This is a genomic window from Mangrovicoccus ximenensis (assembly GCF_003056725.1).
Taxonomy (GTDB): domain Bacteria; phylum Pseudomonadota; class Alphaproteobacteria; order Rhodobacterales; family Rhodobacteraceae; genus Mangrovicoccus; species Mangrovicoccus ximenensis.
The window spans coordinates 83,614-110,195 of record NZ_QBKZ01000023.1 but is presented as its reverse complement, the minus strand read 5'-3'; the positions used below and the strand labels follow the sequence as shown (position 1 = coordinate 110,195).

Below are 26,582 nucleotides of genomic sequence, written 5' to 3'. Positions count from 1 at the left end.
CGTCATGGATCATCCTGCTCACTCCCCGATCACCGGGCCGCCGGTCTGGCGCGCCACGGTCATGCCCTCGGCCACGCGGGTCCGGCAGGCCTGGACATTGGTCTCGCCGTCGACCTCGACGAGGCAGTCGAAGCAGGTGCCCATCATGCAGAACACGCCCCGCGGCTGTCCCGAGACCACGCTGTCGCGCAGCTCCCGTTCGCCCGCCGCGACCAGCGCCGCCGCCAGGCTGTCGCCCTCGCGGGCCTCTATGCTGCGGCCCTCGAAGGTGAAGCTCACCTTCGCGCCGGTTTCCTCAATGCGCCGCGCCATGGAACCTCCGCGTGGAAAAGATGTCGATCTCGGGATCGAGCGCGCCGCGCGCGATCATCGGCGCCAGGGCCATCGCATGGGCCCCGGCCAGGGTGACGCCGGAATGGCAGTTCACGGTGAAGGCGCCGGGCATTTCGGCGCTTTCTTCGTAGACCGGCCCGCCATCCGGGCTGAGGATGCGCACCGCGGCCCAGCTGCGGAGGATCTTCAGCCTCGCCAGATGCGGGAAGCAGCGCACCGCGTTGCGGGCGATCTGGGCCATGGGCGGGCTGGTCGAACGGGTCGAATAGCCCTCGTTCTCATGGCTGTCGCCCATCATGATCGAGCCTTCGGCGGTCTGGCGGACAACATGCGTCGGCATCGGCAGGAAGGGCCGGCAACGCTCGGTGACGAGGATCTGGCCCTTTTCCGGGCGGATCGGCATGTCGAGCCCGACCATCGGCGCCAGCCGCGTGTTGCCGTGCCCGGCAGCCAGAACCAGCTTGGCGCCGCGATAGGTCTGCCCGGCAGTCTTCGCATAGAAGCCGGTGCCGTCCTTTCCGACTTCGGTGACCGGGCCGTCGGTCGCCATCCGCGCGCCCGCGGCCTTCAGCCCGGCATGGAGCCCGCGCAGCAGCCGCAGCGGGCTGGCATGCCCGTCATGTCGCCCGTAGCAGCCGCCGATCACCTCGGGGCCGAGCCCGGGAAGCGCCTCGCGGACCTGCTGCGCGTCGAGGATTTCGGCGCCGTAGCCCGCGCCGCCATTGACGTTGTGCATCCGGTCGTTCAGCGCGCGGGCATTCTCCAGCTCGTCCTCCGAGAGGCAGAGGATCATGCCGCCGGGCTTGGAATAGTCGGGCGAGATGCCGCCCGCCTCCTCCAGCAGTTCCGCGAAGCCCGGCCAGAGATCGGCCGAGCGGCGGGTCCAGCGGGCATAGTCCGGCAGGTTCTTGCCCTTGGTCTGCACCCAGACCAGCCCGAAATTGCCGCGCGAGGCCCGGAGCGCGATGTCGCCCTCGTCGATCACCGTGACCCGCTCGCCCTCGCGGGCCAGCCCCCAGGCCACGGCGGCGCCGACGAGGCCGCCGCCGACGACGATGGTGTCTGCGCTTGGTTCGGTCGTCATGCCTTCTTGCCTTCTCCGATCAAGAGCCTGTCGAGGCCGTAGAGACGGTCGACCAGGATCATCAGCGCCAGGCTGAAGATCACCGTGACCGAGGAGACCGACGCGACCAGCGGGTCGGTGGTCTGGGTGATATGCGAGAACATCCGCACCGGCAGCGTCGTCGTCGAGGGATTGACGATGAAGACCGTCACGGTCAGCTCGTCGAAGCTGGTGATGAAGGCCAGCACCCAGCCGCCGACCACGCCGGGCAGGATCGCGGGCAGGGTGATGCGGCGGAACACCGTCCAGCGCCCGGCGCCGAGGCTTTCGGCCGCGCGGGCCGCCGACATGTCGAGCCCGGTCACGGCGGCCAGCACCAGCCGCAGGATGAAGGGCGTGATGATGATCGCATGGCAGGCGGTCAGCCCGGCGAAGGTGCCGTTCAGCCCGAAGAGGCTGAGGAAGCGCAGGAAGGCGATGCCCAGCACCACGGTCGGCACCATCAGCGGCGACAGGAAGATCGCCTGCAGCGCGTCGCGGCCGCGGAACCGCGACTGGCCGATCGCCAGCGCGGCCGGGATCGCCAGAAGCGTGGCGACGGTGGCGGCGGCGAAGGCGAGCTGCAGACTGATCCAGGCCGCCTGGATGAAGTCGGGATTGTCGAGGATCGCCTCGTACCAGCGCAGCGAAATGCCGCTCGGGGGGAATTCGAGGAAGCCCTCGGGGGTGAAGGACACGCCCAGCACGACCACGATCGGAGCCAGCATGAAGGCGCAGAACAGGATGTTGAAGGCTTTCGAGAAAGCGCCGTTGCGGTTCATTGCAGCCCCTCCCCGAAGCGGCGCTCGACCAGCCGGTTCCAGGCCAGCATCACCGCCATGACCGAGATCAGCAGCAGCATGGCGATGGCGGCGCCCAGCGGCCAGTTCAGCGTGTTGAGGAATTCGTCATAGACGGTGGTGGCGACGACCTTGACCCGGCGCCCGCCGAGGATCGCCGGCGTAGCGAAGGCGGAGGCCGCCATGGAGAAGACGATCAGCGAGCCCGACAGGATCCCCGGCATTGCCTGCGGCAGCACGATCCGGCGGAAAATGGTGAAGGAGGATGCGCCGAGGCTTTCGGCCGCCGCCTCGGTCGCGGGGTCCTTGCGCTGCAGCGCCGCCCAGACGGCGAGCACCATGAAGGGCACGAAGACATGCACCAGCGCCAGCACGATGCCGCCTGAAGTGTACATCATCCGGAAGGGCCGCTCGATCAGGCCCCAGTCCATCAGCGCGGTGTTGATCACGCCGCGGTTGCCCAGCAGGATCGCCCATCCGAGCGTCCGCACGACCACCGAGATCAGGAGCGGACCGATCACGATCAGCACGACGAGCGAGCGCCAGGCCGGGGACAGGCGGTAGAGGATCAGGGCCTGCGGCACGCCGATCAGCGCGCAGATCGCGGTCGTCGCGGCGGCGATGGCGAAGGTGCGGCCGAAGATCTCCCAGAAATAGCCGTCGCCCAGAACTTCGGCATAATTGGCGAAGGAGGCGGTCGGGATGATGCCCTCGTAGAAGTCGAAGCTGTTGAAGCTCAGCACGAAGGTCATGGCGAGCGGCACCAGCAGCAGCACGCCGAACAGCGTCAGCGCCGGGCCGGACAGGAGCCAGGGACGGGAGGTCATGCGGCCTCTCCCGCCGGCAGGATGCGCATGTCGGCGGGGGACCAGTCGAGCCCGACCTCGGCGCCGATCTCGACTTCCTGCGCGCCGGAATTCGGCCGCGCCACGAGAAAGCCGCCGAGGGGCGTGTCGATGGCCAGCATCCATTGCGCGCCGAGGAAGACGCGTTCCTGCACGGTGCCGCGCAGCAGGCCCTCGCCCGGAGCGGCAAGGCGGATGCGCTCGGGGCGGATGGCGATCTCGGCGGGGCCGGGGCGCAGATGCGCGACCGGGCCGCGCAGCGTCACGCCGTTGCAGGCCAGCACCGATCCGGTCGCGTCGCGGCTTTCCAGCATGGCGGCGAAATTGTTGCTCTTGCCGAGGAAGGTCGAGACGAAGCTGCAGCGCGGGGTTTCGTAGACGTTGAACGGGCTGTCGACCTGCTGGAGCTGTCCGCCGTCCATCACCACGACCCGGTCCGACATGGCCAGCGCCTCGGACTGGTCATGGGTGACCATCAGCGTCGTGACCCCGGCCTCGCGCTGGATGCGGCGCAGTTCCAGCTGCATCTCCTCGCGGAGCTTGGCGTCGAGATTGGACAGCGGCTCGTCGAGCAGCAGCAGCTCGGGCTCGATGACGAGCGCGCGCGCCAGCGCCACGCGCTGCCGCTGGCCGCCCGACATTGCGCGCGGATAGCGGTCGGCGAGGGCGCCCAGATGCACCAGCTCGAGCGCCCGCTCGACCCGCGCCTTCAGCTCCTTCTTCGCCACCTTGCGCATCTCCAGGCCGAAGGCCACGTTCTCGCGCACGGTCATGTGCAGGAACAGCGCGTAGCTCTGGAACACGATGCCGAGGCCGCGTTCGCGCGCGGGGATCGCCGCCAGGTCGCGCCCGCCCAGCCGGATATGCCCGGCCGAGGGCTGCTCGAAGCCCGCGATCATCTGCAGGGTCGTCGTCTTGCCGCAGCCCGAGGGGCCGAGCAGCGACACGAATTCGCCCTTCTCGACGCTGCAGCTCAGGCTGTCGACCGCCGTCACCTCGCCGTAGCGCTTGGTGAGGCCGTCCAATGTCAGGAATGCCATCTTCTCTCCCGGATGGTTGCAGGGCGGGGAGGATCCCCGCCCCCGTTTGCCGCGCGGGCGATCAGCGTTCGACTTCGCGCGCCCAGCGGGCGGTCCAGTCCTGGCGGGCCGGGTTGATCACGTCCCAGTCGACGGCGACGAGCGAGTCGATCTTGTCGCCATAGGGCAGCGTCTCGGCCAGCTCCTGCGGCAGCTCGCTCTCGATGTTGACCGGACCGGCGCCGACGGCATCGGCCAGCCGGACCTGGATTTCCGGGTCGAGCAGGTAGTCGATGAAGGCCTGGGCTTCTTCGGGCGCGTCGCTGTCCACCACCGGGCAAGCCGCCAGAAGGAGCGCGACCGCGCCTTCCTCGGGATAGGCGAAGGCGGCCGGGAATCCGGTATCGGCCAGCGACTTGGTGCGGCCCGACCCCCAGATCGACAGCGCGATCTCCTGCGACTGGAAGAGTTCGGACATCTTGCCCGAGGACGGTTCGAACACCAGCACGTTCGGCGCGATCTCGTCGGCCATCGCGCCGAAGCCCGGATCGATGTCGGTCTCGCCGCCGCCCGCGAGCCGCGCCGCCATGACCAGCGCGTGCAGGCCGTAGGTGTTGGTGATCGGCGGGATCGACAGGATGTCGGCGTATTTCGGGTCCTTCAGGTCTTCCCAGCTCTTCGGCGGTTCCCAGCCTTCGCGCTCGAACCATTCGGTGTTGTAGGTGAAGCCGGTGGCGACGAAGCCGAGGCCGATCGAATTCGGGCCGAGCTTGGCCAGGTCGTAGACATCGGCCTTGACCGGGCTGTCGGCGAGCGGCGCGCAGAAGCCGAGCGCATCGGCCTGGTACATCGGACCGTCATCGAGGATCACGACGTCGAGTTCCTGGGAATTGCGCTGCGCCTGCAGCCGGGCGAGGTTCTCGGTCGAGTTGCCCGGCACGAAGGCGACGGTCACGTCATGGGCCGCCTCGAAATCGGGAATGATCAGTTCCTTCAGCAGCGTCTCGAAGGAGCCGCCATAGCCGCCGACGGTCAGGATCTTGTCCTGCGCCAGCGCCGGAAGCGCGGTCGTCAGGCCGAGAAGCGCGGCAAGCGCGGTCGTGCGTTTCATGGTGTTGCATCCCTGTCGTTTTTTCTGATGCGCCGATCAAGCCCGGTGACAGCCAGGGCTGCAAATGAGATTAGTTGGACTTTCCATTCCATCTGGTTATGAGTGACACATGGCACGGGCAAATATGCGGCAGATCGAGGCGTTCAACGCCGTTATGAAATGCGGATCGGTGACCCGGGCCGCCGAGACGCTGTTCATCAGCCAGCCGGCCGTGACCAAGCTGATCCGGGGCTTCGAGGACAGTTGCGGATTCGCGCTGTTCGACGGGCGGGCGGACGGTTGCATCCGACCGCCGAGGCGCAGCGGCTGTTCCTCGAGACCGAGAAGCTGCTGACCGGCGTCGCGCGGGTGGAGAACATCGCGCGCTCGATCCGGGAGCTGGAGCGCGGCGAGGTGGCGGTCACCGCCTATCCCGCGCTCAGCCTGCGCTTCCTGCCGAAGGTCGCCGCCGGTTTCCTTGCCAGCCGGCCGGACGTGCGGCTTTCGATGGAAACGCGGTCCTCGCGGGCGATCTACGAATCCATGCTGACCGGCACGGCCGATTTCGGGATCTCCCTGGTGCCGACCAGCCATCCCGGGCTCGACAGCAAGTTGTTCCACGAAAGCCACATGATCTGCGCGTTGCCGCCGGGGCATCCGCTTGCCGAGCGGCCGGTGATCGACCTGCGGGACCTGGCCGGAGAGCCTTTCATCTCGCTCGGCCGCGACGACCTGTCGGATGTCGTCACGGCAGAGGTCTTCGGCAGGGCCGGGCTGGATGTCGATCCGGTCATCCGCGTGCAGATGGCCGATACCGCCTGCAGTTTCGTGGCCGGCGGGCGCGGCGTGGCGCTGGTCCCGTCGCTGGTGACGGCGGGCTGGCGCGCTGAGGAGGTCACCTTCCGCCCGACCTGGCCCACCGCCAAGAAGGAGATGTGGCTCTATACCCGCACCTACGAGCCGCTCTCTATGCTGGCCGGCAAGCTGCTGGAGCGGATCCGGTCCGAGCTCGACCTTCTGGAAGAGCGCTACCGTCCCGATCCCGAGGCGGTCGCCGCGCTGCCGCCGTTGCCGGCTTTTTGACGCATCCATAACTTCAGGGCATGGATTTCGAAACTCTTGTCATTTGCGCGCGGCCCATGCCCCCGGCAGTCTCCGGCCGGGGCCCGGTCCGGGCCAGTTCAAGGAGTTCACGATGATCACCCGTTCCATCCGCACGAAAATCCATCACCGGATCGTGGAGCACGAAAACACCATCTATATCGGCGGCCTCGTTGCGGACGACCGCACCAAGGACATGAAGGGCCAGACCGAAGAGATCTGCGCCAAGCTCGACGCGCTGCTGGCCGAGGCCGGAAGCTCGAAGGAGAAGCTGCTGTCGGCGATGATCTATGCCACGGATTTCTCGCAGAAGGACGGGCTGAACGAGGCCTGGACGACCTGGCTCGACCCCGAGCACCTGCCGGTGCGCGCCTTCCTCGGCGTGGCGCAGCTGGGCGAGGGCGTTCTGGTCGAGATCGTCGTCACCGCCGCGAAGTGATCTGTTGCATCCGGGCGCGGACCTGCCCCCGGCAGGTCCCGCCCGGAGCTTGGGCAAGGGCAGCCCGGTGCTCCGCCCCGCTGCGGTCGGCGAAGGGCCGGCAGGCTCCGCGAGCGGCATCCGGATATGGGCGGCGGCGATCTGCGCGGGATCGGCGGAACCTGCCTGCAGGGCGGCATCGGCGACGGCCTTCACCGCGGCCCACCCGGCCCAGTCCTCCGACGACATGTCGCGCCCGGAGAGGCGGCGGAACCGCTGGTTGAGCTGCGGCGCGCCATAGCGCTCGAAGGTCCAGTGCCAGGCGCGGGGCACCAGCCCTTCGGAGCCCACAACCGGGCGCGGCGCGTAGGTTGCATAGGGCAGGAACCGCCCGAAATCCCCCACGTCATCGACCAGCCAGACGACGTCGTGCCGGACGCCGCCGCTTAAGAGAGCGATATTGGCCTCGTCCCGGCGGCGCGGATCGTTCGTCAGTTCGAAGGACCGCTCGGCGGCGATGCGCAGCCCGAATTTGCCGGCCGACGCCCGGGCAGCCGCGGCCTGCGCCGCGTCGGCCTCCGTCGGCCCGCGGATGAGCAGCACGTCCCGCCAGTTCCGCGCCCGGAGATACTGGGCCAGAGCGTCGGCCAGCATCGCTTCGGAGGGGATGGCGTGCAGCAGGTTCGGCGCGCAATGCCCGTGCCGCCAATGGTCGGCGCGGTCTCGCAGGTTGATGAACAGCGTGTCGTCGCGGGCCATCTGCAGGGCTTCGGCCATGCCGTCGGGAGGCAGGTCGAGAAGGATCGCCGCCGGACGGCTGTCCTCGATCGCCGCCAGCGCAGGGGCGAGCCTGTCCGCTCCGGCGATCACCTCTTCGGCCGCGAAGGCGAGTCCGAGCGCGCGGCCGAGGACGCGGGTGTCGCGCAGTCCGAGCCGCACGCCCTCGATCGGCCGGTGGCGGTCGCGCAGCGACAGGCCGGTATAGAAGGGCTGCGGCTGGTAATGCGGATCCGCCGCCATGCCGAAATAGACGAGCCGCACGGTGTCCTGCGCTGCGAGCGGCCCGCAGAGCAGGACCAGCAGCAGGAGGCTCCTAAGGAGGCTCCTAGCGATCGTCGATGAGAATGTCATAGGGCACGCGGCCGACCGGGATCGAGGTCAGGGCCTTGAGGCTTCCGGTGTCGATGACGGTGACGTCGTCCGAGAGGCCGTTGGCGACATAGAGGCGGCTTTCGTCCGCGGTCAGCGCCAGCCCCCAGGCGCGGCTGCCGACCAGGACGTAGTCCAGGACCTTGCGCGCGGGCACGTCGACCACCGCCACATGGTTCGCCCGGCCGAGCGCCACATAGGCGCGCGTCCCGTCGGCGGAGATCTCCAGATCGACCGGCGTCACCTGTTCGGGACGGAAGCCGGTCGGCAGGAAGGTGACGTCGCCGACCAGCTTCAGGCTCTCGACGTCGATGATGTCGACGATGCCCGCCAGTTCCGCCGAGACCCAGAGCTCGCGCCCGTCGGGGGTCAGCGCGAAGCGGCGCGGCCGGGTGTCGACCGGGATGTCGGCGATCACCTCCCCGGCCGCGAGGTCGATGACATGCACGAGGCTCGCTGCCTCGGAGGCGACGAAGGCCAGCCGCCCGTCCGGCGTGACCTGGACGCCCTCGGGCTCCTCGCCGGTCAGGAACTCGGCCAGCAATTCGCCGGTGACGATGTCGATCACCGAGGCGGCGGCGTCTTCCTCGTTGGAGACGATCAGCCGCCGCCCGTCGGGATGCAGGTCGAAGGTCTCGGGCGCGGGCACGCCGCGGATGCGGCCGGTCAGCTCCAGCGTCGCGGTGTCGTAGATGGCGATCATGTCGTCATCGGCGCAGCCGACGAAGAAGCTGCTGCGGTCGGCGCTGAAATGCATGCCGCGCGGGCGGGCGCAGGTTTCGATGCTGCGCACCAGCTCCAGATCCGGCGACAGGATGCTGAGCGTGTCGCCGCGTTCGTCGGCCACGATCGCCAGCCCGGTCTGCCCGGAAACGGCCGCAGCGCTCGCCCAAAAGGCGAAGCCGGAAATTCCCAAAACGGATCGGATCTGTGCAAGTCGCATAACGGAGTGCTGTTTTTTTTTTTTTTTTTGGGATAGGCTACGCAACTTAGGGGAGATCGGCAACGCAAACCTTAGGGAGGACACGTCATGGCGGAATGGTCGTCAAAGGCGTCGCTCGTATGTGTGGCTTTGGTTGTTTCGAGTGCAGCGACGGCTCAGGAGGAAACCTCGGCAAGCACGCTCTACGGCGACTTGCAGTCGGTGACGCAAAACATGCTCACGCGGGCGGCGGGGGACGGGAACAATTTCCTGCACACCAACGGGAACTACGCGCAGACGCGCTATTACCCGGCCAGCCAGATCGATGCGGGCAATGTGAGGAACCTGCGTCCGGCCTGGATCTTCCAGACCGAGATCGTGGACACGATGGAGACCTCGCCGATCGTGGTGAACGGCGTGATGTACGTGACCACCGCGTTCAACCATGTCTATGCGCTCGACGCGCGCACCGGCCGCCAGATCTGGCACCACAAGCACGCGATGGGCCCGGTCACCACCTATTGCTGCGGGCCGAACAACCGCGGCGTGGCCGTGGCGGGCGACAAGGTCTTCATGGGGACGCTCGACGCCAAGCTCGTGGCGCTCGACGCGAAGACCGGCAAGCAGCTCTGGGAAACCCAGATCGCCGAGGCCGAGCTGGGCTATTCCGAGACCATGGCCCCGAGCGTGGTCGAGAACATGGTGCTGATCGGCACGAATGGCGGCGAATACGGCATCCGCGGCTTCGTCAAGGCCTTCGACACCGAGACCGGCGAGCTGATCTGGACCTTCCACACGGTGCCCGAAGACTCGACCGGCGTCTGGGCGACGCATGACGCCACCGGGCGCGACATGATGCGCGACATCGAGGCCGAGAAGGCCGCGCTGGCCAGCATGGGCGACCCCTACGAAACGCTCGGCGGCGGCGTCTGGCAGAACCCCGCGGTCGACCTGGAAACCCGGCGCATCTATTTCGTGGTGGGCAATCCCTCGCCGGATCTCGACGGCAGCCTGCGCCCGGGCGACAACCTCTATACCGACAGCCTGGTCTCGGTGGATCTCGATACCGGCGAATATGTCTGCCATTTCCAGTACATCGCCCATGACGTCTGGGATCTCGACGCGGTCTCGCCGCCGATCCTGACCATGGTCCAGGACGAGGCTGGCAATGACGTCAAGGGCGTGCTGCATGGCGGCAAGACCGGCCATGTCTATGTCCACAAGGCCGATGACTGCTCGATGATCCGCTTCTCCGAGGCGATGGTGCCGCAGGAGAACATGTGGACCCTGCCCACCGCCGAAGGCGCGCGGATGCTGCCCGGCGCCAATGGCGGGGTTGAATGGTCGCCGATGGCGATCGATCCGCAGCTGCGGCTGAGCTACGCCATCAACCTGCACCAGCCGATGACCTACACCGTGCGCTCGACCCCCTATCCCGAGGGCAAGCTCTGGCTCGGCGGCTCCTTCGACGTGATCGCCGACGAGGAACAATGGGGCAATGTCACGGCGGTCGATTACGATACCGGCCGGATCGCATGGCAGGTGCGCACCGCCGAGCCGATGATCGGCGGCATCCTGGCGACGGCCGGCGGGCTGGTCTTCACCGGCGAGGGCAACGGGCTCTTCAAGGCCTATGACAGCTCGAACGGCGCCGAACTCTGGCGCTTCCAGGCGGGGGCGGGCGTGAACGCGCCGCCGTCGAGCTACACGGTCGAGGGCCAGCAGTACATCGTGGTCGCGGCCGGCGGCAACGCGCAGCTCAACTACAAGCGCGGCAACAACATCATCGCCTTCACCCTGGCCGACTGAGCGGCGGCAGGACCAAGCAACCGGGGGCGGGCCATGCGTCCGCCCCTTGCCAGGAAGGAGACCTGACCGTGATCCGACGCTTTTCCGCCGGCCTGGCGGCCCCGGCCGCGCTCGCGGCGCTGCTGGCCGCCGCCCCCGCCGCCGCAAAGGAAGATTTCGTGCTCGAGGACGAGGTGGCGGTCTGCACCGGCTGCCATGGCGAGGCGGGCGTGCCGGTGGAACCGGACTATCCGGTGATCTGGGGGCAGCAGTATTTCTACATCTTCACCCAGCTGCGCGACTATGGCGCCGGGCGCCGCCAGAACGACGTGATGACCGGCATCGCCGCGGAATACGACCGAGACCAGGCCAAGCTTCTGGCCGAGCATTTCGCCGGGCTCGCCTGGCCGGACATCCCGTCGCAGACCGAGGAGGGCGATGCCGCGCTTGCCGAAAAGGGCATCACCGGCGGGCAATGCAGCGCCTGCCACGGCAAATGGCAGGGCGACAGCCGCATCCCGCGGCTGGCCGGGCAGCAGGCGGGCTACCTCGCGCGGACCATGGAGGATTTCAAGACGGACGTGCGGATGAACGCGCCGGACAAGAACAGCACCATGAAGCAGCTCGACGATGCCACCATCGCGGCACTGTCGCGCTATCTCTCGGATCTCGACATCCAGTAGCCAGCGGGGTCAGCGGCCGAGCGCAGCCCGGGCCGCGGCGGTGGCGGCCAGATCGGCGGCCGTCAGCCCGTCGCGGCGGCGGCGCGACGCTGGCGCGGTCCGGCATTTCCGGATCGCCCGCGCCCCACAGCCCCTTCTCATGCACCCAGCCGCGGATGCCGTCCGCCGCGATGCGGCACCAGCCGGCCTCGCATTCGCGCAGCGTGGCGATCACGCCTTCCTGCGCCTCGGCGAGGACCTCGCCCGAATCCGAGGGGCTGCGGTGGATTTCCAGCATGTTCTCGTCGACGATCACCGTGCGGGTCCCGCTGAGCAGCACGTAATGCACCCAGCCGCCGAAGCCGTCGCGGTCGACCACCCGGCGCCAGTGGCCGTATTCGGCGGTCACCATCAAGGGCATGTTGCGGTGCTTGAACACCCAGTCGATGCGGTGGTTGGTCGACGGCCCGCGCCGGGCATTCGCCTCGGGCGCCTTCATCGACACCCAGCGGGGCAGGGGCAGGCCGGTTTCCGGGCCGGTGCTCTGCTGCTGGGCCGCTGCCGGGGCCGCCGCGGCAAGCGCGGCCGCCAAGACGGCCCTGTACAATGGTCTCATTGCCTTGCCTCTGCTCTGCCTGGGCTGCGGTTTAAATTGCCGCGCGCGCATCGGGGTTCTTGTGTCCCCTGTTCTAATGCCGCAATTTGCCATCGAATGGGGTTCAAGGAAAGACCGAGGGTGGAGAGAATGGGGCAGGACCGGCTGAAAGTTGTCGTGACCCGGCGGTTGCCGGAAGCCGTCGAGAAGCGTTTGGCGGATCTCTTCGACACGACCCTGCGCGAAGACGACACGCCGATGACCAAGGCGGAGCTGATCGAGGCGATCCGCACGGCCGACGTCCTGGTGCCGACCGTCACCGACCAGATCGATGCGGGGATGATCGCGCAGGCCGGCCCGAACATGAAGCTCTTCGCCAATTACGGGGCCGGGGTCGATCATATCGACGTGCGCACCGCGCGGCAGCGCGGCATCCTCGTGAGCTACACGCCGAACGTGGTCACCGACGACACGGCCGACATGGCGGTCGCGCTGATGCTGGGCGTCACCCGCCGCATTCCCGAGGGCCTGGCGCTTATGCAGTCGGGCCAGTGGAAGGGCTGGGCGCCGACCGCGCTGCTCGGCGGCCGGCTCGGCGGGCGCCGTCTCGGCATCATCGGCATGGGCCGGATCGGCACCGCGGTGGCGCGCCGGGCCAAGGCCTTCGGCATGGAAATCCACTACCACAACCGCCGTCCGGTGCATGCCTCGGTCGCCGAGGAGCTGGGCGCGACCTATTGGGAAGACCTCGACGAGATGATCCGCCGCGCGGACATCCTGTCGGTCAACTGCCCGTCCACCGCCGACACCTTCCATCTGGTGAACGCGCGGCGGCTGAAGCTGATGAAGCGCACCGCCGTGGTGGTGAACGTCTCGCGCGGCGAGGTGATCGACGAGGCGGCGCTGACCCGGGCGCTGCGCGCGGGCGAGTTGGCCGGTGCCGGGCTCGACGTGTTCGAGAAGGGCCCCGAGTCGACGACCCAGCTGCGCGAGCTGCCCAATGTCGTGCTGCTGCCGCATATGGGCTCGGCCACGGTCGAGGGCCGGATCGAGATGGGCGAGAAGGTCATCATCAACATCAAGACCTTTGCCGACGGCCACCGTCCGCCGGACCAGGTCATTCCCGGGATGCTGTGACGACAGGGGGCCGCGCTGCGGCCCCTTCGCGTTTCCGCCCGGGCCTCAGGCGCCGTGGCGCATGTCGACGGCGAAGAGGTCCTGGTCGGGGCGCAGCCGCTTCACCTGTTCGGTGACGTCGGTCATGTAGACCAGCGCGCCGAGGATGCCGCCCTCGCCGGAATTCACCGGCCGCATGTCGCAGCGCATGATCTTGGCGCGGCCGCCTTCGGGCAGGGCGACATGGTAGCTCTGCAGCTTGCCGTCGAAACAGGCATCGAGCCGCGCGCGGGCGCGGGTCTCGAACCGGTGGGCGCCGATCACCTCGGCCAGCGGCATTCCCATCAGCGAGATCTGCTGCCGCCCGAAATGCCGCGCGGTGTCCTCGCTGGTGGCGATGAAGCAGTAATCGGTGCCGATCAGCGACAGCCGGCCGGCGGCGAAAGCCACGTAATCCGCGACCGAGCCGCCGAATTGCGAGGCCCTGCGGCTCTGGGAGGGCGGGGCGTTTGCCGCCGGGGCGGCGGGGCTGCGCGGCCCCTGCAGCTGGTCGCCGCGGGGGCTGGGGCCGCGATCGCCGCCGCGTTCAACGCGCCGCTGGCCGGGGCGTTCTACGCCTTCGAGCTGGTTCTTGCCAGCTACAGCGTCGCGGCGCTGCTGCCGGTCCTTGCCGCCTCGATCGCCGCGACTGCCGTAACCCGGCTGATCGGCGGCAGCCACGGGCCAAGCCTGTTCTTCGCCGGGCAGATCCCGGTGGACGGCTACCTGCCGATCGCGCTTCTGGCGGTGCTGGCCGCGGCAGCCGGCATCCTCGTCATGCGCTCGGTCGCGCTGATGGAGCAGCTTTTCGCCCGAAGCCCGGTGCCCGGCTGGACGCAGCCGATGATCGGCGGGCTGGCCGTCGGCCTGCTGGCGCTCGTCTCGCCGCAGATCCTGTCCTCGGGCCATGGCGCGATGACCCTCGTGCTCGACAGCAACCTGACGGTCGGTGCGCTTCTGGCGCTGCTTGCGCTGAAGACGCTGGCCTCGGTCATCTCGCTCGGATCGGGCTTCCGCGGCGGCCTGTTCTTCGCCTCGCTGCTGCTCGGCGCCATCCTCGGCAAGGCCTTCGCGATCCTCTGGATGCTCGGCTTCGGGCTGCAGATCCCGATCGTGATCTTCGCCGTGGTCGGCATGTGCGCGCTGGCGACCTCGATCATCGGCGCGCCGATGGCGATGAGCTTCCTTGCCCTGGAAATGACCCAGAGTCCGCCGCTCGCCCTTGCCGTGCTGTTCTCGGCCCTGCTCTCGACCTCGATCGTGCGGCAGTTCTTCGGATTCAGCTTCTCGACCTGGCGCTTCCACCTGCGCGGCGAGACGATCCGCTCCGCGACCGATGTCGGCTGGATCCGCGATCTCACCGTCGGACGGCTGATGCGGCGCAGCGCGAACACGATGGCCGCCGGCGCGACCATCGCCGAAGCGCGGCGGCGCTTCCCGCTGGGCTCGACCAAGGCGGTACCGCTGCTCGACGAGAAGGACGGCTATGTCGGCATGTGCCTGCTGACCGACCTGCACTGGGACGGTCAGGATCCGAAGCAGCCGCTGGCCTCCATTGCCCGGTTCGCATCCGCCTGGCTGCGCCCCGAACAGACCGTGCGCGACGCGATCAACGCCTTCGCCCGCAACGAGGCCGACACGCTGGCTGTGGTCGGCAGCGACATGGCGGTGCTCGGCACGCTGAACGAACATTACTGCCTCCGGCGCTATGCCGAAGAGACGAACAAGCGCCTCTATCCCGCGCGGCACTGAAAGGACGCGGCTGGGGCTGCTCCTCCCGGCGGCGGCGGGCGGGGGCGCGCAGCATGCCCTATGGCGGATCGCGCAGGCGCCGGCCGGACGCTTCAAGCAAGCCGCGGAACCGGGGGGGGCGCCTCCGACAGCCTAGGCCGCGACATGGCGGAAATTTCGGGACATTCCCGGACGGATGCTCAGGTTGCCCTGCCCGGAACCGCAGCCGGATGCGGCAAGACGCGATATCAGCGGGGCTGTCACAAATTACGCACGCATTGACATACACAGCTTTCCAAATAAAACGATATGACCGTCCCAGTCGAGAAATGGGCGGAAAATGAGAACCTTATCAGCTTTGGGTTGTATTTTATGAAAAGCATCGTTTCGGCAGTTTGCCTGATGATCGGCACGGCCGTGGGAACGGCAGCCAGTGGAGCGACTTTCTCCTTCACCTACGTGTTCGACAGCTTCGCGAGCATTTCGGGCGACTTCATCGGCACCGAGGCCGGCGGCATCTTCACGGTGGACGACGTGGTGGCCACGATCACCGCGACGGGCGGCTCCCTCGGGGTTGCGTCCTTCCTGGTCGATACCACGGGCGGCGGCTATCACATCTCCGGCGACGTCGATTCCGATCCGGGCACCTTTGCCACGGACGGCTCCTTCTTCGATCTTGCCGTGATCGGCCTGCCCGAGAGCAACGTCTGCCTCAGCGCGCAGGGCTTCTGCCTCATCGGCAGCTTCGCCTCTGCTGCCCTGCCGGGCGGGGCCGCCAGCTACACGCTCAACCCCGCGAACTTCACCGAGACCTCGGCAGTGCCGCTTCCGGCCTCGCTGCCGCTGCTGGGCGCGGGCTTCGGCCTGCTGGGGCTTGCTGCGTCCCGGCGGAAGGCAGCCGCCGCCTGATCCCCACCTGCAGCGGTTCAGGGGCCGTCCCGTCCGGGGCGGCCTTTTCCGTCCGGGACGGACGGTTTGCGGGTTCGGCCAAGGGACCCGCCGGATGCGGCGCCATCATGCCGATCCGCCGCGGCCTGAATGGTCCCGGCAGCGCCCTGGTCCGGCACCCGGCCCGAAACGGCGCCCCCACAGATCGCCCCCTTGTCCGGACGCGGTCACAGTTGCTTCGGCGCATGTCCGCCATCGGCACGCAGCGCGCCGCCGGTGAGGAAGCCGGTCCCGCCGCCAAGCAGGACAATGCGGTCCCGCAGCGCCAGCAGGACCGAGGCGTAGATCCAGCTGACGAAGGCCGGATCGCTGCCGAAGAGCAGGGGCCCGGGCGTCAGCCCGTGCACCATCAGCGCGCCCATCAGCACGGCGGTGATCGTGTCGCCCGGCACGCCGAGCGCGATCAGCGGCACCAGCGAGCCGCCGACCGAGGCCGAATTCGCCGCCTCCGGCGCCACCAGCCCGTCGGGATGGCCATGGCCGAACTTCCCGGGCTCCTTCGACAGGCGGCGCTCCTGCGCATAGGCGATCGAGACCGCGACGGCGGAGCCCGCCGCCGGGATCGCGCCGATGAAGGTGCCGATGAACGAGCCGCGCAGCATCACCTTCCAGCGCGAGGCAAGATCCGCGAGCGGCACGAAGATCCGGCCGATCGGCGGGGCCTTGGCCGGGCCGCCGCGGAAATCGGCGAGGTTCTGCAGGATCTCGCCGAGGCCGAAGAGGCCGATGATCACCGGGATCAGGTTGAAGCCGGACTGCAGCGCGGGCACGTCCATGCTGAGCCGCTGCGCGTCGCTGAGCCGGTCGAAGCCGACCATGCCGAGCATCACGCCGATCAGCCCCACGACGGTGGCGACCAGCGTCGAGCCGTTCGAGGCGAAGGACAGCATGACGATGCCGAACAGCGCGACCGCGGCGAATTCCGGGCTGCGGAAATTGGTCGCGAAGCCCGCCAGCAGCGGCGCCAGCACCACCAGCATGGCAAGTCCGACGATGCCGCCGATGGTCGAGGCGGCGAGCGCATAGGTCAGCGCCTGCCCGGCCTTGCCCTGGCGGGTCATCGGATAGCCGTCGACCTGGGTGAAGATCGAGGCCGGCGTGCCCGGCAGCTTCATCAGGATCGCCGAGACCGAGCCGCCATAGACGCTGGCCATGAAGATCGCGATCAGGAACAGGATCGCCGGACCCGGCTCCATGCCGAAGGTCACCGGCATCAGGATCGCCAGCGCCATGGTCGAGGAAATCCCGGGCACCGCGCCGAGCACCAGGCCCAGCACCGCGCCGATGGCCAGCAGCCCCAGCATCGCCGGATCGGTGGCGAAGCCCGCGAGCGTGTCGAGGAAGGTCGTGAACAGCATGTCGTGCCCCGCTCAGGTCGGAAGGGGAAGCGCCAGGAGGCGGATGAAGACGAGATGGACGAAGGCCGCGGCGCCGATGCCGAATCCGAGTGCCGGCAGCAGGAGCCGCGGGTGCCAGCCGCCTCCCAGCCCGGCCAGCAGGGCGATCCAGACCGTCGAGAAGGCCGCGACGGCCGGGGCGGTGCCGAGGCCGCGCATGAGCGCGGGCATGGCGATGCCGCGCGGCCGGCAACCTGACGGTGAATATGCTCGGTGGCCTGGCTCGCGACCTGATTGACCCNCGTCGCTGGCGCGATCAATTTCCCTGGCGCGCGCATGGGCCTCATGACGATCCTGGCCACGCGACGCGGCTATCGCGAGCTCGGAACATGGGCCCGCCCGCCTCGGACGGTCAGAGCCTTCGGTATCGAGGGGACAGGCTCCCGCGGTGCCGGGCTGTCCCGCGCGCCGCCCGCCGCGGGACACACCGTTCTGGCGGTCATGCATCCGAACCGCCAGGCCGCGGCCCTGGCGAAGTCGCGGGCAGGGCCATCCGGGATGATCCGGCAGCTCAAGACTGCGCGGCAGCGCCGTGAAGGCGCAATCCCGGGCGGTGATCATCTTGAACGCATTGATCCTCGATGTACCAGCCGAGCTGCGCCCGGGAGAGCTTGCCCCCGCCTGGCCACGGCACTGGCTGGCGTTGCACGGCGAAATCCGGGAGCCGGACCGGCACCTCGAGCGCATGGTCCGCGAAAGGGGGCCGGAGCGATGGCGGGGCACGGGATAACGGCCATGACCGTTGCGGAGATGCTGATCCCCGTCGGCGGCAATCCCGGACGGATCAGGTCCGGGGCTGCCTTGGCCAGGACGTGCGGCGTCTGCCCCCTCCCGGCCTCAGGCGGCAAGGCCAGCCGGATGCGGCTGAACCGGGGCGGCAACCGGCAGGCCAAGGCCGCGATCTGCCGCGCCGCGACCGTGCGGAAGGGGGGCGACGGGAGAATGAAGGCCCATGCGGAACGACGCACGGCCGAGGGCAAGACCCGGCGCGAGATCGTGCGCTGCATCAAGCGGCCCGTCATCCGGAAGATGTACCGCCACCCGTGTGTGCCGCAGGAGCGCGCCGGCACCAATTGACGCACATGGGAGCTTCAACGCGATGATGCCTGCGGTCAGCGCACCTTCGTCGGCCCGCCCGCGAAGTGCCTTGCGCTGCGTCGACGGGTGCTGGCCGGAGATGCGGCAGGCCCGCCGTTCCGCAAGGTGGAACTTCTTCCGGAGGATGCCGCTTCGGGAAAGGTGGCGGGCATGGCGCTGAGGGTCCGCCCGTCCGGGGCCGAACCGCTCCGCCCTTCGTTCCTGGCGCGTTCGTGCGGCCGCACTGGCCGGTGGCGCATCCGCGCTCGCTCCGTCGGGATCAGTTTCCCGATTGCCTGGCCGGAGACTGCCCCCGTAGCTGCTCCCTCGCAATTCGGCTCGAACCGGTGGTGCCGCGATGGGGCAACTTGCTCGGGCCAGTGACGACCTTGGCGTGTTCCTGGCGCAACCGATCATGCGTCACGCCGATCGACCGTGCCGCTCCTGGCCCTGCGACGGGAGAAGGGCCGGCTGCCGCCTTGCAATCCGGCTTAGGGGAGGCCCGCTTTTCCGGGGGCAGGCCAACAGGACCGAACTGGCATCAAGGACAACTGGCTTCATCATGGCCGCTGTTTTCCGGGAAACAAGAGCGACTGACATCGCCTGAATTCAGCGCATGGATGGCCTGACTTCAGGCCAAGCCCGGACTCCGGGCGCAGCGGATCAGCGGCGGGCGATCATCGCGATGCGGATCAGGGCGCGCTCCATGAGGGCCATGGGCGGAGCGGCGCTGGAAGACCGCAGGGTCAGATCGGTGTCCGTCAGGATTCCCATGGCCGATTCCAGGCGCCGCATGCCCCAGGCCTGGGCCTGCCGCGCCATGCGGTCGCGGCGCGGGCCGAAGACGGGGGGCTTCATGCGGTTGAGCCCGGATTGCACCCCGCCGGGATCCGCGGCGGCGTAATGGAGCGTGCGGAAATGGCGGGTGGCCGCGATCGCGATGGCGACCGGCTGGATGCCCTGGGTTTCGAGCCGGCGCAGCAGCGGGCCGATCTCGGGGGTGCGGGCCTCGGCCACGACATGCAGCAGGTCGTCGAGATCGGCCTCCTGCGAGAGCGGCGCGACCGCCTCGATATCGGCAGGCGCCACCGGCGCTGAATCGCCCCGCTTGTAGAGGCCGAGCTTGGAGATCACCTGGCCGAAATCGCCGGGATCAAGCGAGCGGGACAGCGCCGCGAGCGCCTCCATGGCGTCGCGCGGCAGGTCGCGCAGGCCCTCGCGGGCAAGCTGCGCCTCGATTTCGGCCCGGCTGGGCGGGTCGTCATAGATGCCGAGCGCATAGGCATTCTTGTGGGTCTCGAAGGCCTTGCGCAGTTTGGAGGTTGCCTTCAGCGCGCCGGCGATGACCACCAGATAGGCATCGCCGGGGGCATGGTCCGCGAGGGCCGCGGCGATCGGGGCCTGCAGCCCGTCGGTCGCGTCCTCGACCAGCACCACGCGCTGGCCGTCGGCGAACATAGAGCGTTCCTTGAGCGCGTCATGCGCCAGCGCGGGATCGCGGCGCAGGTCGGCGGCGGCGATCCGGGTCAGGCCCAGATCGCTGTCCCGGCCCATCAGGGCGGCGACGAGGTCGCGGCGCTTCAGCGAGACCCGCATCGGGTCGGCGCCGTAGATCAGGATGCCGGCATGGCTGCGGTCCGGCCGCGCGATGTAGCCGGCGGCGTCCCGGGCCGCGAGCTTCATTCCCCGGCCCCGGCGGGAACGGAGAGGTAGAGCCGGTCGAGAATGCCGTCGGCGAGGATCACCATCAGCCGCCGGTAGGCGTCGCGCTCGGCGGAATCGGTGGCGACCGTGGTGCCGGTGGAGGAATAGCTGTTGAAGCTGTCATAGCTGCCGCTGGCGACGGTCGTGCCGTCGAGCGTGGTCAGCACGTATTGCGCTTCGCCCAGCAGGTTGTAGCGCCTCGTGTCCTGGTTGCGGGTCAGCGCGATCCGCTTGGTCTCGGTCTCGACCGTGACCGCGAGACGGTAGCGCGGCGCCTCGGGCGGGCCGAGCCGGTCCTGCAGGCGCTGGCGCAGCGTGAAGCCGTTCGAGGTCGCGGGGGTGTCGAGGATCACCGCCCGGTCGAGCGCGCTGCCAGTTCCGCCCGGGCCGTAGACCGGGGCGAAGCCGCACTGGCGGCGCTGCGCCTGCTCCTGCGCCAGCACAGGGGCGAGCGCGGCGACGAGGCGGTTGCCGAGGCGATGGGCTATCTGGACCGCTTGGCAGATGCCTTTGCCCGGCGCGGCAGCACCGCGGAAGCGCCTGCGGCGGAAGCCTACGACCTCGGCATGGTTCTGCGCGCCTCGGCGGACATGTTCCGAGACGAAGCGGCGGCGCGGGGCATCGCGCTGGATGTCAGCGGGGCCGAAGTGCTGACCCGCGTGCCCGCTCTGGCCGTGATGCGGATCGTGTCCAATCTGACGGTCAACGCGATCCGCCATTCCGGCGGCAGCCGGGTGGAGCTGATGCTGGAGGCCCGAGCCGAATCGGCAGAGGTCAGCGTCGAGAATGACGGAGCGCGGCTGACGGCAGAGGCGTTCTCCCGCTATCTGCTGCACGGCGAAAAAGGGGCGATGTCCGAAGGGGACGGCCTCGGCCTCGCGATCATCTCGGAGCTCTGCGCGACGCACGGGCTCGAGCTGTCGCTGGATGCGGCCCGGAGCACGGGCACCCGGCTGACGGTCACGCTGCCGCGGGCCTGACGCCACCCTGCGCGGATAGCGTGATTTATGCACAGAAGCTTCGATTGATCCGCGTGTAGCGGCATCGCTCGGCACATGGATGCCGACCCTTTTTGCATGATTTCTGTGGAGTTCTCATGAAGAACGCAAACGTGGTGATCCGGCCCTTTGACGCGGCAACGGATCTGAAAAGACTGTCGGCCATCTGGTTCGACGCCTCGCTGAAGGCGCACCCCTTCATCGGTGAGAAAAGGCTGACGGAACAGCGCAAGCTGATCGAGGAGGAGTATCTGCCGAAGGCGGAGACTTCCGTGGCTTGCCTTGACGGAGAAGCTGTTGGCTTCATTAGCCTTCTGGGAAGTTTCATCGGCGGGATATTCATCGCGCCGGACCGGCAAGGTCACGGTATCGGGCGCACGCTTATCGCCGATGCCTTGACCCGGAAGGACGAACTGTCCCTAGAGGTCTATACCGAGAATGAACAAGCCGTCCGCTTTTACAGGGCGCTCGGATTTCAAGAGGTTTCCCGGCGCGCGGTCGATGATTTCGGGTTCCAGTTCCCGAATGCGGCACTCCGTATAAAGAGCTGAGAACAGGTCTGGCAGGCTATTCCCTGCCAGGCCACATTCGCAAATGTCCGCTCCGTCCGCTCCCCGGTCGGCCAGCGCGTCGAGAATGCTGCCGAGAGGGTCGAGCCAGGGCCATCGCGTTTGGAACCCGCCGTCGCCGCGACCCCGGCAAGGACCAGCCGGTCCGGACCGCCGAGCAGCCCGCCGCAGACCGTGCCCGCGAGGATGCCGAGGAAGGTCACGGCTTCGAGCCGGCCATTGGCGCCGACCAGCTCCTCGGGCCGCAGCCGCTCGGGCAGCCAGCCAAGCTTCAACGGGCCGAAAAAGGCGCTCTGCGTGCCCATCAGGAAGACCAGCGCCAGGATGGCGGGAATGTTCTGGGCGGCCATCGCCGCGGTCGCCAGCGCCGCCAGAAGGCATTCCGAATGCTTGGTCCAGCGGATCATCCGCGCCTTCTCGATCCGGTCGGCCAGCGCTCCGGCCAGCCCGGAGAAGAGCACATAGGGCAGCATCAGGAGCCCGCCCGCGGCAAGCCCCAGCGTGGCGGCCTGCTCCGCGGGCACGGTCATCGCCGCAAAGACCACCAGCGCGGCCTTGATCAGGTTGTCGTTGAGCGCGCCGAGCATCGCCGCGAGATAGATGCCGAGCCGCGGGGCCGTCGGATAGGCTTTCCGGATCATTGCGCGTCCTCCGCCCCGGCGGTGCCGAGCAGCCGCAGGATGCCGGCCCGGATCGGGCCTGCATGCTGGATGGCAGGCGCGGGCAGCCGCCCGAACTGGGCGAAGGTCAGCGGCTGGAAGGCCGCGCCCAGCGTCATCGCGGTCAGCAGGTCGGGATCGCCTTGACGTATCTCGCCCTGCGCCTGCGCCCGGACGAGTGCGGCGCGCACCACCAGCAGCGGCGTCATGTCCTCGGGGCCGATCGCCCGCGCCAGGATGTCGTGCTGCCGCCCGAGCAGGAAGAGCACGAGGTCGGGATCGCGGTCGAACGTGTCGAGCAGCACCTGCAGATAGGCGCCGATCTTGGCGCCGATCGCGGCCTCTTCCGGCGCTGCCCCGAGAAGCCGCCCGGCGAGGCCGAGATAGGCGGTGCGGAACACCCGGACCGCCAGCTCCTCCTTGCTGTCCATGTGGCGGTAGAGGGCGGATTCTCCGACGCCGCAGGCCTTCGCGATGTCCTTCGTGGTGACCGCGGCATAGCCGCGTTCCGCGAAGAGCCGCAGCGCCATCCGCTCGATCAGGGCCCGCCTTTCGGTGCCTGCCTTTGCCATGTCCATTCCTGCCCGTTCCGTGTGTGAGTATTCACTCACATTTAGCCGTGCCCCGGCGCCGGGGCAACCGGGGCATCCGTCGGGCATTCCATACCTTTCCGGTGCGGCTGCCGCGGGGTCTCCGGAGGAAGGCCGCCGGAACCCGCCTCCGGCTTGCGCAGGGCGGACAGCGTTCCGCTGCCCCTGCTCCGGCCGGGACGCGGATGGCAGCGCCGGTTGCGGCAGCTCGAAGCCCCGGGATGCAGGCGGCGGCTAGGGACGCGGGCGGGGCTGCCGCGGCGGATCGCGCACCGCGCGGCAGAGGCGGTGGTCTGCGACGCCTCGCAGATGCTCGCCGGCAATATCGGCAAGGCCGGGGATCTGGTGCAGGATTTCATCGACTATGCCGGAACGACGGCGGCGGCCATGGAGGCCGCGCGCGATGCCGGGTTCGACCGCGCCGTCCGCGAGGCGCTCGACGCGGCAACGGAAAAGGCGCGGGACATGTCCCGCGCCTCCTGAGGATCAGTCGATGTCGAAGACCACGCCCTGGGCGAGCGGCAGCTCCTTCGAGTAGTTGATGGTGTTGGTCGCGCGGCGCATGTAGGCGCGCCAGGCGTCCGAGCCGGACTCGCGCCCGCCGCCGGTTTCCTTCTCGCCGCCGAAGGCGCCGCCGATCTCGGCGCCCGAGGTGCCGATATTGACGTTGGCGATGCCGCAATCCGAGCCGCGGGCGGACAGGAAGGTCTCCATCTCGCGCAGGTCGGTGGTGAAGATCGACGAGCTGAGGCCGCCGCCGACCGCGTTGTGCTGCTCGATCGCCTCGTCCAGATCGGCGTATTTCATCACGTAGAGGATCGGCGCGAAGGTCTCGCGCAGAACCGGGCCGTCATGCACCGGCATTTCGACGATCGCCGGCTTCACATAGTAGGACGTGTCCGGCCCGACGGCCTCGCGGCCACCTTCATGGACAATTCCGCCCAGAGCTGCCGCTTCCTCCAGCGCCTTGGCCATTCCGTCGAAAGCCGCCTTGTCGATCAGCGGACCGACCAGCGCCGAGGTCTCCAGCGGATTGCCGACAGTGACCGAGGAATAGGCCTTCTTCAGCGCGGGCACGATCTGGTCATAGACGCTCTCATGCACGAAGAGGCGGCGCATGGTGGTGCAGCGCTGCCCGGCGGTCCCCATGGCACCGAAGGCGATGGCGCGCAGGGCCATGTCCATGTCGGCAGACGGGCAGACGATGCCGGCATTGTTGCCGCCGAGCTCCAGGATGCAGCGGCCGAAGCGCGCGGCGACCTTCGGGCCGACGATCCGGCCCATCCGGGTCGAGCCGGTGGCGGAGATCAGCGCGACCTTGTCGCTCTCGACCAGCACCTCGCCCAGTTCCGGCCCGCCGACCAGCACCTGGCTCAGCCCCTCGGGCGCGTCCTCGCCGAAGCGCGCGATGGCACGGTCGAGCACCGCCTGGCAGGCCAGCGCGGTCAGCGGGGTCTTTTCGGAGGGTTTCCAGATCACCGGATCGCCGCAGACCAGCGCCAGCGCCGAGTTCCAGCACCAGGGCGCGCAGGGGAAGTTGAAGGCGGTGATGATGCCGACCACGCCCAGCGGGTGCCAGGTCTCCATCATGCGGTGGCCGGGGCGCTCGGTGGCGATGGTCAGCCCGTAGAGCTGACGCGACAGGCCGACCGCGAAATCGCAGATGTCGATCATCTCCTGCACTTCGCCGAGGCCCTCGGAGGGCGACTTGCCGGCCTCGATCGACACCATCCGGCCGAGCTCGTCCTTGGCCTTGCGCAGCTCTTCGGCATAGAGCCGCACCAGTTCGCCGCGGCGCGGTGCCGGCACCATGCGCCATTTGCGGAAGGCGTCCCGGGCCTTGGCGACCATCGCCTCGGCTTCGGCGGCAGAGTGCGTCGCGAGCGTCGCGACCGGCTCGCCGGTGACGGGGGAGATCACGGCCAGGCCGGTTGCCTCGAGCGATGCGGTGACGCCGCAGGCCTCCATGGTCTCGCGGGTGACGGTCGACAGCGGTTTCGTCAGCATGGTCAGGTCCTTGTCCTTGATGGGGTCAGGCCACGGCGCGGGCCAGATCGGCGCGCGCCCGGGCGAGCGAGGCAGCTTCGGCCTCGGCATAGAGCTGGTGGAGATCGGTGACAGGCGCGCCGAGATCTTCCTCGAAACGCGCGCGGTTGGGGTTGGCGGCAAAGGCCTGCGCCGCGCCGTCGCCCAGGTTCGACTGGAAGATGCCGGCCGCGGAAACCGGCAGGAAATCTTCGTAGGTGATCGGATCAGCGCGCAGAAGGCCCGCCGCGACCAGTTCCGCCGCGCTGCGCGACAGGTCCGCCTCGGTGGCGTCTCCCACGGGCGAATAGCGGAAATAGCCGTAGCCTTCGGTCCGAAGCGTCTCGAGGTCGTCGGGGAAAGCGGCGAAGCTGTCTTCCAGCGCGGCTACGTATTCGGCCGCGTTCGATCCGTCTGCCTTCGGCGTCACCTTGGCGCGGGTTTCGGCCAGCAGCCGGTCATAGAGCGCCTGCCCCTTCGGGGTCAGCGCCAGGCCGCGCTGCTCGATCTCGCCGAAGCGCGCGGTGTGGCTGCCCGGCGCATCGGTGCCGTCGGAGAGGAACGCGACCGGCTCTTCCAGCGCCTTGAAGGAGGTCTGGCGCAGCAGGATCGGAACCCGGCGCGCGGGCGGGCCCTCGATCACCGCCTTGGGCGCGATCCCCTCGGCGGGCATCCGCGCCTGCACCGCGTCGATATCGAGCGTCCGAGGCGTCAGGTGGTTGATGTGCGGTCCCTTGAAGCTGACCACATCGGCGACCAGCCGGTGCGCGTCATGCAGCCGGCGGTAGAGCGCGGCGGTGACATTGGCCTCGGCATGCCAGCGGAAGGTCTCCAGCGCCTCGGCGACGAAGGCCTGGGCATCCGCCTCGGACAGCCCGCCCTCGGCCTCGGCCTTCGCGATGAGGGCAAGGCAGGCAGGCGTGTAGATCTGCCGCGCAGCCAGCACCTCGGCCGCCTCGGCACGCAGGCGCGCGTCGCCGATCAGGTCGAGGCGCAGGAGCGAGGTGAAGACGCGGAACGGGTTCTTCGCCAGCGAGGCCGGATCGACTGGGCGGAAGGCGGTGGAATGCACCGGCACGCCCGCCACCGAGAGGTCGTAATAGCCGACCGGGACCATGCCCATGACGGCGAAAAGCCGCCGCATCGTCGCCAGCTCCCCTGCCGTGCCGAGCCGGATGGCGCCATGGCGCTCCTCGCTGATCCGGGCGAATTCGCCCAAGGTTTCCAGACGCGCCTTCTCGGCCGGGTCGGCGGCAAGGGTCTCGCCGTTCACCGCCTCGACCAGCCCGGCCAACGTGCCGTAGGCGGGCACTTCGGTGCGGTACATGGCCGACATGGCACGCGCGAAACGGGCGCGGATCTCGTCGGGGGAAACATAGGAATGGGTCATCGCGTGTCCTGCGGTCCTGTGCCGGTCGCCTGCATCCTAGACGCGGATGGCGGCCCGCCGCCAACGACAGTTGCACATGGCTTCATTCCCGTCCGGAATGGCTTGCGGCCCAAGCCATGCGCATGGCAAATGATGAATGATGTCCTCCCGGAGCCGTCCACGATGCTCGAACGCCGCAACCTGCCCGACCTGAAGCTCTTGCAGACCTTCGAATGCGCGGCACGGCACCGCAATTTCACCCGCGCGGGCGAAGAGCTGGCGCTGACCCAGAGCGCGGTCAGCCGCCAGATCCGCGAGCTCGAGGCGCAGCTCGGCAAGCCGCTTTTCGAGCGGGTGCGCGGCCGCGTCGTGCCCACGCCCGCGGGCGAGGTGCTGCGACGCCGCGCTGCACCTGGAAGCGCTCGCCCTCCATCGCCGCCGCCTGCCCGTCCGGCATGGCCATGGCCAGCAGCGGCGCGGCGGCACGGTCATCGATGGCGGCGGGCTGGCCCTCGAGCATCGCCCTGATCGTCGGC

The 26,582-nt window shown here is 68.8% G+C and carries 31 protein-coding genes; 14 read left to right on the top strand and 17 right to left on the bottom strand.

Annotation, left to right across the window (positions count from 1 at the left end; translation table 11 throughout):
- Positions 1-18 precede the first annotated feature (18 nt).
- From C7T91_RS25900 to C7T91_RS25875, 6 genes are all read right to left on the bottom strand, one after another.
- Positions 19-312, bottom strand: a complete 294-nt coding sequence (locus C7T91_RS25900; RefSeq protein ID WP_108262546.1) for a (2Fe-2S)-binding protein — start codon at positions 310-312, stop codon at positions 19-21.
- Complete coding sequence (locus C7T91_RS25895) at positions 296-1,417, bottom strand: NAD(P)/FAD-dependent oxidoreductase (protein WP_108262544.1); 1,122 nt, start codon at positions 1,415-1,417, stop codon at positions 296-298. The genes C7T91_RS25900 and C7T91_RS25895 overlap by 17 nt, the downstream gene beginning before the upstream one ends.
- Entirely contained in the window at positions 1,414-2,217 is an 804-nt protein-coding gene (locus C7T91_RS25890) for an ABC transporter permease (protein ID WP_108262542.1), read from the bottom strand. Before C7T91_RS25890 ends, C7T91_RS25895 begins: the two co-directional genes overlap by 4 nt.
- Positions 2,214-3,062 carry an ABC transporter permease gene (locus tag C7T91_RS25885; RefSeq protein ID WP_108262540.1) on the bottom strand — a complete coding sequence of 283 codons (849 nt, stop codon included), beginning with the start codon at positions 3,060-3,062 and terminating at the stop codon, positions 2,214-2,216. The genes C7T91_RS25890 and C7T91_RS25885 overlap by 4 nt, the downstream gene beginning before the upstream one ends.
- Entirely contained in the window at positions 3,059-4,120 is a 1,062-nt protein-coding gene (locus C7T91_RS25880) for an ABC transporter ATP-binding protein (RefSeq protein WP_108262538.1), read from the bottom strand. Before C7T91_RS25880 ends, C7T91_RS25885 begins: the two co-directional genes overlap by 4 nt.
- A 61-nt stretch (positions 4,121-4,181) precedes the next feature.
- Positions 4,182-5,210, bottom strand: a complete 1,029-nt coding sequence (locus C7T91_RS25875) for an ABC transporter substrate-binding protein (protein ID WP_108262536.1) — start codon at positions 5,208-5,210, stop codon at positions 4,182-4,184.
- Positions 5,211-5,319: 109 nt separating this feature from the next.
- Between C7T91_RS25875 and C7T91_RS40035 the strand changes: the two genes are divergently transcribed.
- From C7T91_RS40035 to C7T91_RS25860, 4 genes are all read left to right on the top strand, one after another.
- Entirely contained in the window at positions 5,320-5,544 is a 225-nt protein-coding gene (locus C7T91_RS40035; RefSeq protein WP_161556116.1) for a helix-turn-helix domain-containing protein, read from the top strand.
- On the top strand, positions 5,490-6,272 hold the full coding sequence (locus tag C7T91_RS25870) for a LysR substrate-binding domain-containing protein (protein WP_161556115.1): 783 nt from the start codon (positions 5,490-5,492) through the stop codon (positions 6,270-6,272). The genes C7T91_RS40035 and C7T91_RS25870 overlap by 55 nt, the downstream gene beginning before the upstream one ends.
- 112 nt (positions 6,273-6,384) lie before the next feature.
- Positions 6,385-6,729 (top strand): RidA family protein, encoded by a 345-nt coding sequence (locus C7T91_RS25865; protein WP_108262532.1) that lies wholly within the window; start codon positions 6,385-6,387, stop codon positions 6,727-6,729.
- A gap of 651 nt (positions 6,730-7,380) precedes the next feature.
- Positions 7,381-7,830 (top strand): hypothetical protein, encoded by a 450-nt coding sequence (locus C7T91_RS25860; RefSeq protein WP_145963025.1) that lies wholly within the window; start codon positions 7,381-7,383, stop codon positions 7,828-7,830.
- Here C7T91_RS25860 and C7T91_RS25855 read toward each other — a convergent pair.
- The gene (locus C7T91_RS25855) at positions 7,814-8,704 is read right to left on the bottom strand and encodes a PQQ-dependent catabolism-associated beta-propeller protein (protein ID WP_201742264.1); all 891 of its coding nucleotides are present in this window, start codon (positions 8,702-8,704) and stop codon (positions 7,814-7,816) included. The genes C7T91_RS25860 and C7T91_RS25855 overlap by 17 nt on opposite strands.
- A 309-nt stretch (positions 8,705-9,013) precedes the next feature.
- Between C7T91_RS25855 and C7T91_RS25850 the strand changes: the two genes are divergently transcribed.
- Positions 9,014-10,588, top strand: a complete 1,575-nt coding sequence (locus C7T91_RS25850) for a pyrroloquinoline quinone-dependent dehydrogenase (protein WP_201742263.1) — start codon at positions 9,014-9,016, stop codon at positions 10,586-10,588.
- A 68-nt stretch (positions 10,589-10,656) separates the two neighbouring features.
- Positions 10,657-11,250: a c-type cytochrome gene (locus tag C7T91_RS25845; protein ID WP_108262524.1), complete on the top strand. Its 594-nt coding sequence runs from the start codon at positions 10,657-10,659 to the stop codon at positions 11,248-11,250.
- Here C7T91_RS25845 and C7T91_RS25840 read toward each other — a convergent pair.
- Complete coding sequence (locus tag C7T91_RS25840; protein WP_330848894.1) at positions 11,138-11,836, bottom strand: SH3 domain-containing protein; 699 nt, start codon at positions 11,834-11,836, stop codon at positions 11,138-11,140. The genes C7T91_RS25845 and C7T91_RS25840 overlap by 113 nt on opposite strands.
- A gap of 138 nt (positions 11,837-11,974) precedes the next feature.
- Between C7T91_RS25840 and C7T91_RS25835 the strand changes: the two genes are divergently transcribed.
- Positions 11,975-12,961, top strand: a complete 987-nt coding sequence (locus C7T91_RS25835) for a 2-hydroxyacid dehydrogenase (protein ID WP_108262520.1) — start codon at positions 11,975-11,977, stop codon at positions 12,959-12,961.
- A 45-nt stretch (positions 12,962-13,006) separates the two neighbouring features.
- On the opposite strand, the gene C7T91_RS32930 is transcribed toward C7T91_RS25835, so the two are convergent.
- Positions 13,007-13,390 (bottom strand): PAS domain-containing protein, encoded by a 384-nt coding sequence (locus C7T91_RS32930; RefSeq protein WP_161556114.1) that lies wholly within the window; start codon positions 13,388-13,390, stop codon positions 13,007-13,009.
- 24 nt (positions 13,391-13,414) lie between these two features.
- Between C7T91_RS32930 and C7T91_RS25830 the strand changes: the two genes are divergently transcribed.
- Positions 13,415-14,731, top strand: coding sequence for a chloride channel protein (locus tag C7T91_RS25830; RefSeq protein WP_161556113.1), 1,317 nt, complete (start codon positions 13,415-13,417; stop codon positions 14,729-14,731).
- Positions 14,732-15,082: 351 nt separating this feature from the next.
- The gene (locus C7T91_RS25825; protein ID WP_108262516.1) at positions 15,083-15,619 is read left to right on the top strand and encodes a PEP-CTERM sorting domain-containing protein; all 537 of its coding nucleotides are present in this window, start codon (positions 15,083-15,085) and stop codon (positions 15,617-15,619) included.
- Positions 15,620-15,825: 206 nt separating this feature from the next.
- Here the strand turns inward: C7T91_RS25825 and C7T91_RS25820 are convergent, their stop codons facing one another.
- Together C7T91_RS25820 and C7T91_RS25815 are read right to left on the bottom strand one after the other, a co-directional pair.
- Complete coding sequence (locus tag C7T91_RS25820; protein WP_201742262.1) at positions 15,826-17,016, bottom strand: tripartite tricarboxylate transporter permease; 1,191 nt, start codon at positions 17,014-17,016, stop codon at positions 15,826-15,828.
- Between the two features lie 12 nt (positions 17,017-17,028).
- Positions 17,029-17,226, bottom strand: a complete 198-nt coding sequence (locus tag C7T91_RS25815; RefSeq protein WP_108262514.1) for a hypothetical protein — start codon at positions 17,224-17,226, stop codon at positions 17,029-17,031.
- 105 nt (positions 17,227-17,331) lie between these two features.
- On the opposite strand from C7T91_RS25815, the gene C7T91_RS40030 reads away from it, so the two are divergent.
- Positions 17,332-18,132 (top strand): transposase, encoded by an 801-nt coding sequence (locus tag C7T91_RS40030; protein WP_108262512.1) that lies wholly within the window; start codon positions 17,332-17,334, stop codon positions 18,130-18,132.
- 663 nt (positions 18,133-18,795) lie between these two features.
- On the opposite strand, the gene holA is transcribed toward C7T91_RS40030, so the two are convergent.
- Both holA and lptE read right to left on the bottom strand, forming a co-directional pair.
- Entirely contained in the window at positions 18,796-19,815 is a 1,020-nt protein-coding gene (gene holA / locus C7T91_RS25805; protein WP_108262510.1) for a DNA polymerase III subunit delta, read from the bottom strand.
- Entirely contained in the window at positions 19,812-20,279 is a 468-nt protein-coding gene (gene lptE / locus C7T91_RS37045; protein WP_236638511.1) for an LPS assembly lipoprotein LptE, read from the bottom strand. The genes holA and lptE overlap by 4 nt, the downstream gene beginning before the upstream one ends.
- Positions 20,280-20,315: 36 nt before the next feature.
- On the opposite strand from lptE, the gene C7T91_RS37040 reads away from it, so the two are divergent.
- Positions 20,316-20,816 carry a sensor histidine kinase gene (locus C7T91_RS37040; RefSeq protein ID WP_108262506.1) on the top strand — a complete coding sequence of 167 codons (501 nt, stop codon included), beginning with the start codon at positions 20,316-20,318 and terminating at the stop codon, positions 20,814-20,816.
- Positions 20,817-20,932: 116 nt separating this feature from the next.
- Entirely contained in the window at positions 20,933-21,385 is a 453-nt protein-coding gene (locus tag C7T91_RS25790; protein ID WP_108262504.1) for a GNAT family N-acetyltransferase, read from the top strand.
- Here C7T91_RS25790 and C7T91_RS25785 read toward each other — a convergent pair.
- Positions 21,310-22,044 (bottom strand): hypothetical protein, encoded by a 735-nt coding sequence (locus C7T91_RS25785; protein WP_108262502.1) that lies wholly within the window; start codon positions 22,042-22,044, stop codon positions 21,310-21,312. The genes C7T91_RS25790 and C7T91_RS25785 overlap by 76 nt on opposite strands.
- Positions 22,041-22,634 (bottom strand): TetR/AcrR family transcriptional regulator, encoded by a 594-nt coding sequence (locus C7T91_RS25780; protein ID WP_161556110.1) that lies wholly within the window; start codon positions 22,632-22,634, stop codon positions 22,041-22,043. Before C7T91_RS25780 ends, C7T91_RS25785 begins: the two co-directional genes overlap by 4 nt.
- Before the next feature lie 216 nt (positions 22,635-22,850).
- On the opposite strand from C7T91_RS25780, the gene C7T91_RS25775 reads away from it, so the two are divergent.
- Positions 22,851-23,135: a pyrroline-5-carboxylate reductase dimerization domain-containing protein gene (locus C7T91_RS25775; protein ID WP_161556109.1), complete on the top strand. Its 285-nt coding sequence runs from the start codon at positions 22,851-22,853 to the stop codon at positions 23,133-23,135.
- 3 nt (positions 23,136-23,138) lie between these two features.
- Here the strand turns inward: C7T91_RS25775 and amaB are convergent, their stop codons facing one another.
- Together amaB and hglS are read right to left on the bottom strand one after the other, a co-directional pair.
- A complete protein-coding gene (amaB, locus tag C7T91_RS25770; RefSeq protein WP_108262554.1) occupies positions 23,139-24,659 on the bottom strand; it encodes an L-piperidine-6-carboxylate dehydrogenase in 1,521 nt (506 codons plus the stop codon).
- A gap of 25 nt (positions 24,660-24,684) precedes the next feature.
- Positions 24,685-26,067, bottom strand: a complete 1,383-nt coding sequence (gene hglS, locus C7T91_RS25765) for a 2-oxoadipate dioxygenase/decarboxylase HglS (RefSeq protein ID WP_108262496.1) — start codon at positions 26,065-26,067, stop codon at positions 24,685-24,687.
- 162 nt (positions 26,068-26,229) lie between these two features.
- Between hglS and C7T91_RS38735 the strand changes: the two genes are divergently transcribed.
- Entirely contained in the window at positions 26,230-26,574 is a 345-nt protein-coding gene (locus C7T91_RS38735; protein ID WP_330848893.1) for a LysR family transcriptional regulator, read from the top strand.
- Positions 26,575-26,582 lie beyond the last annotated feature (8 nt).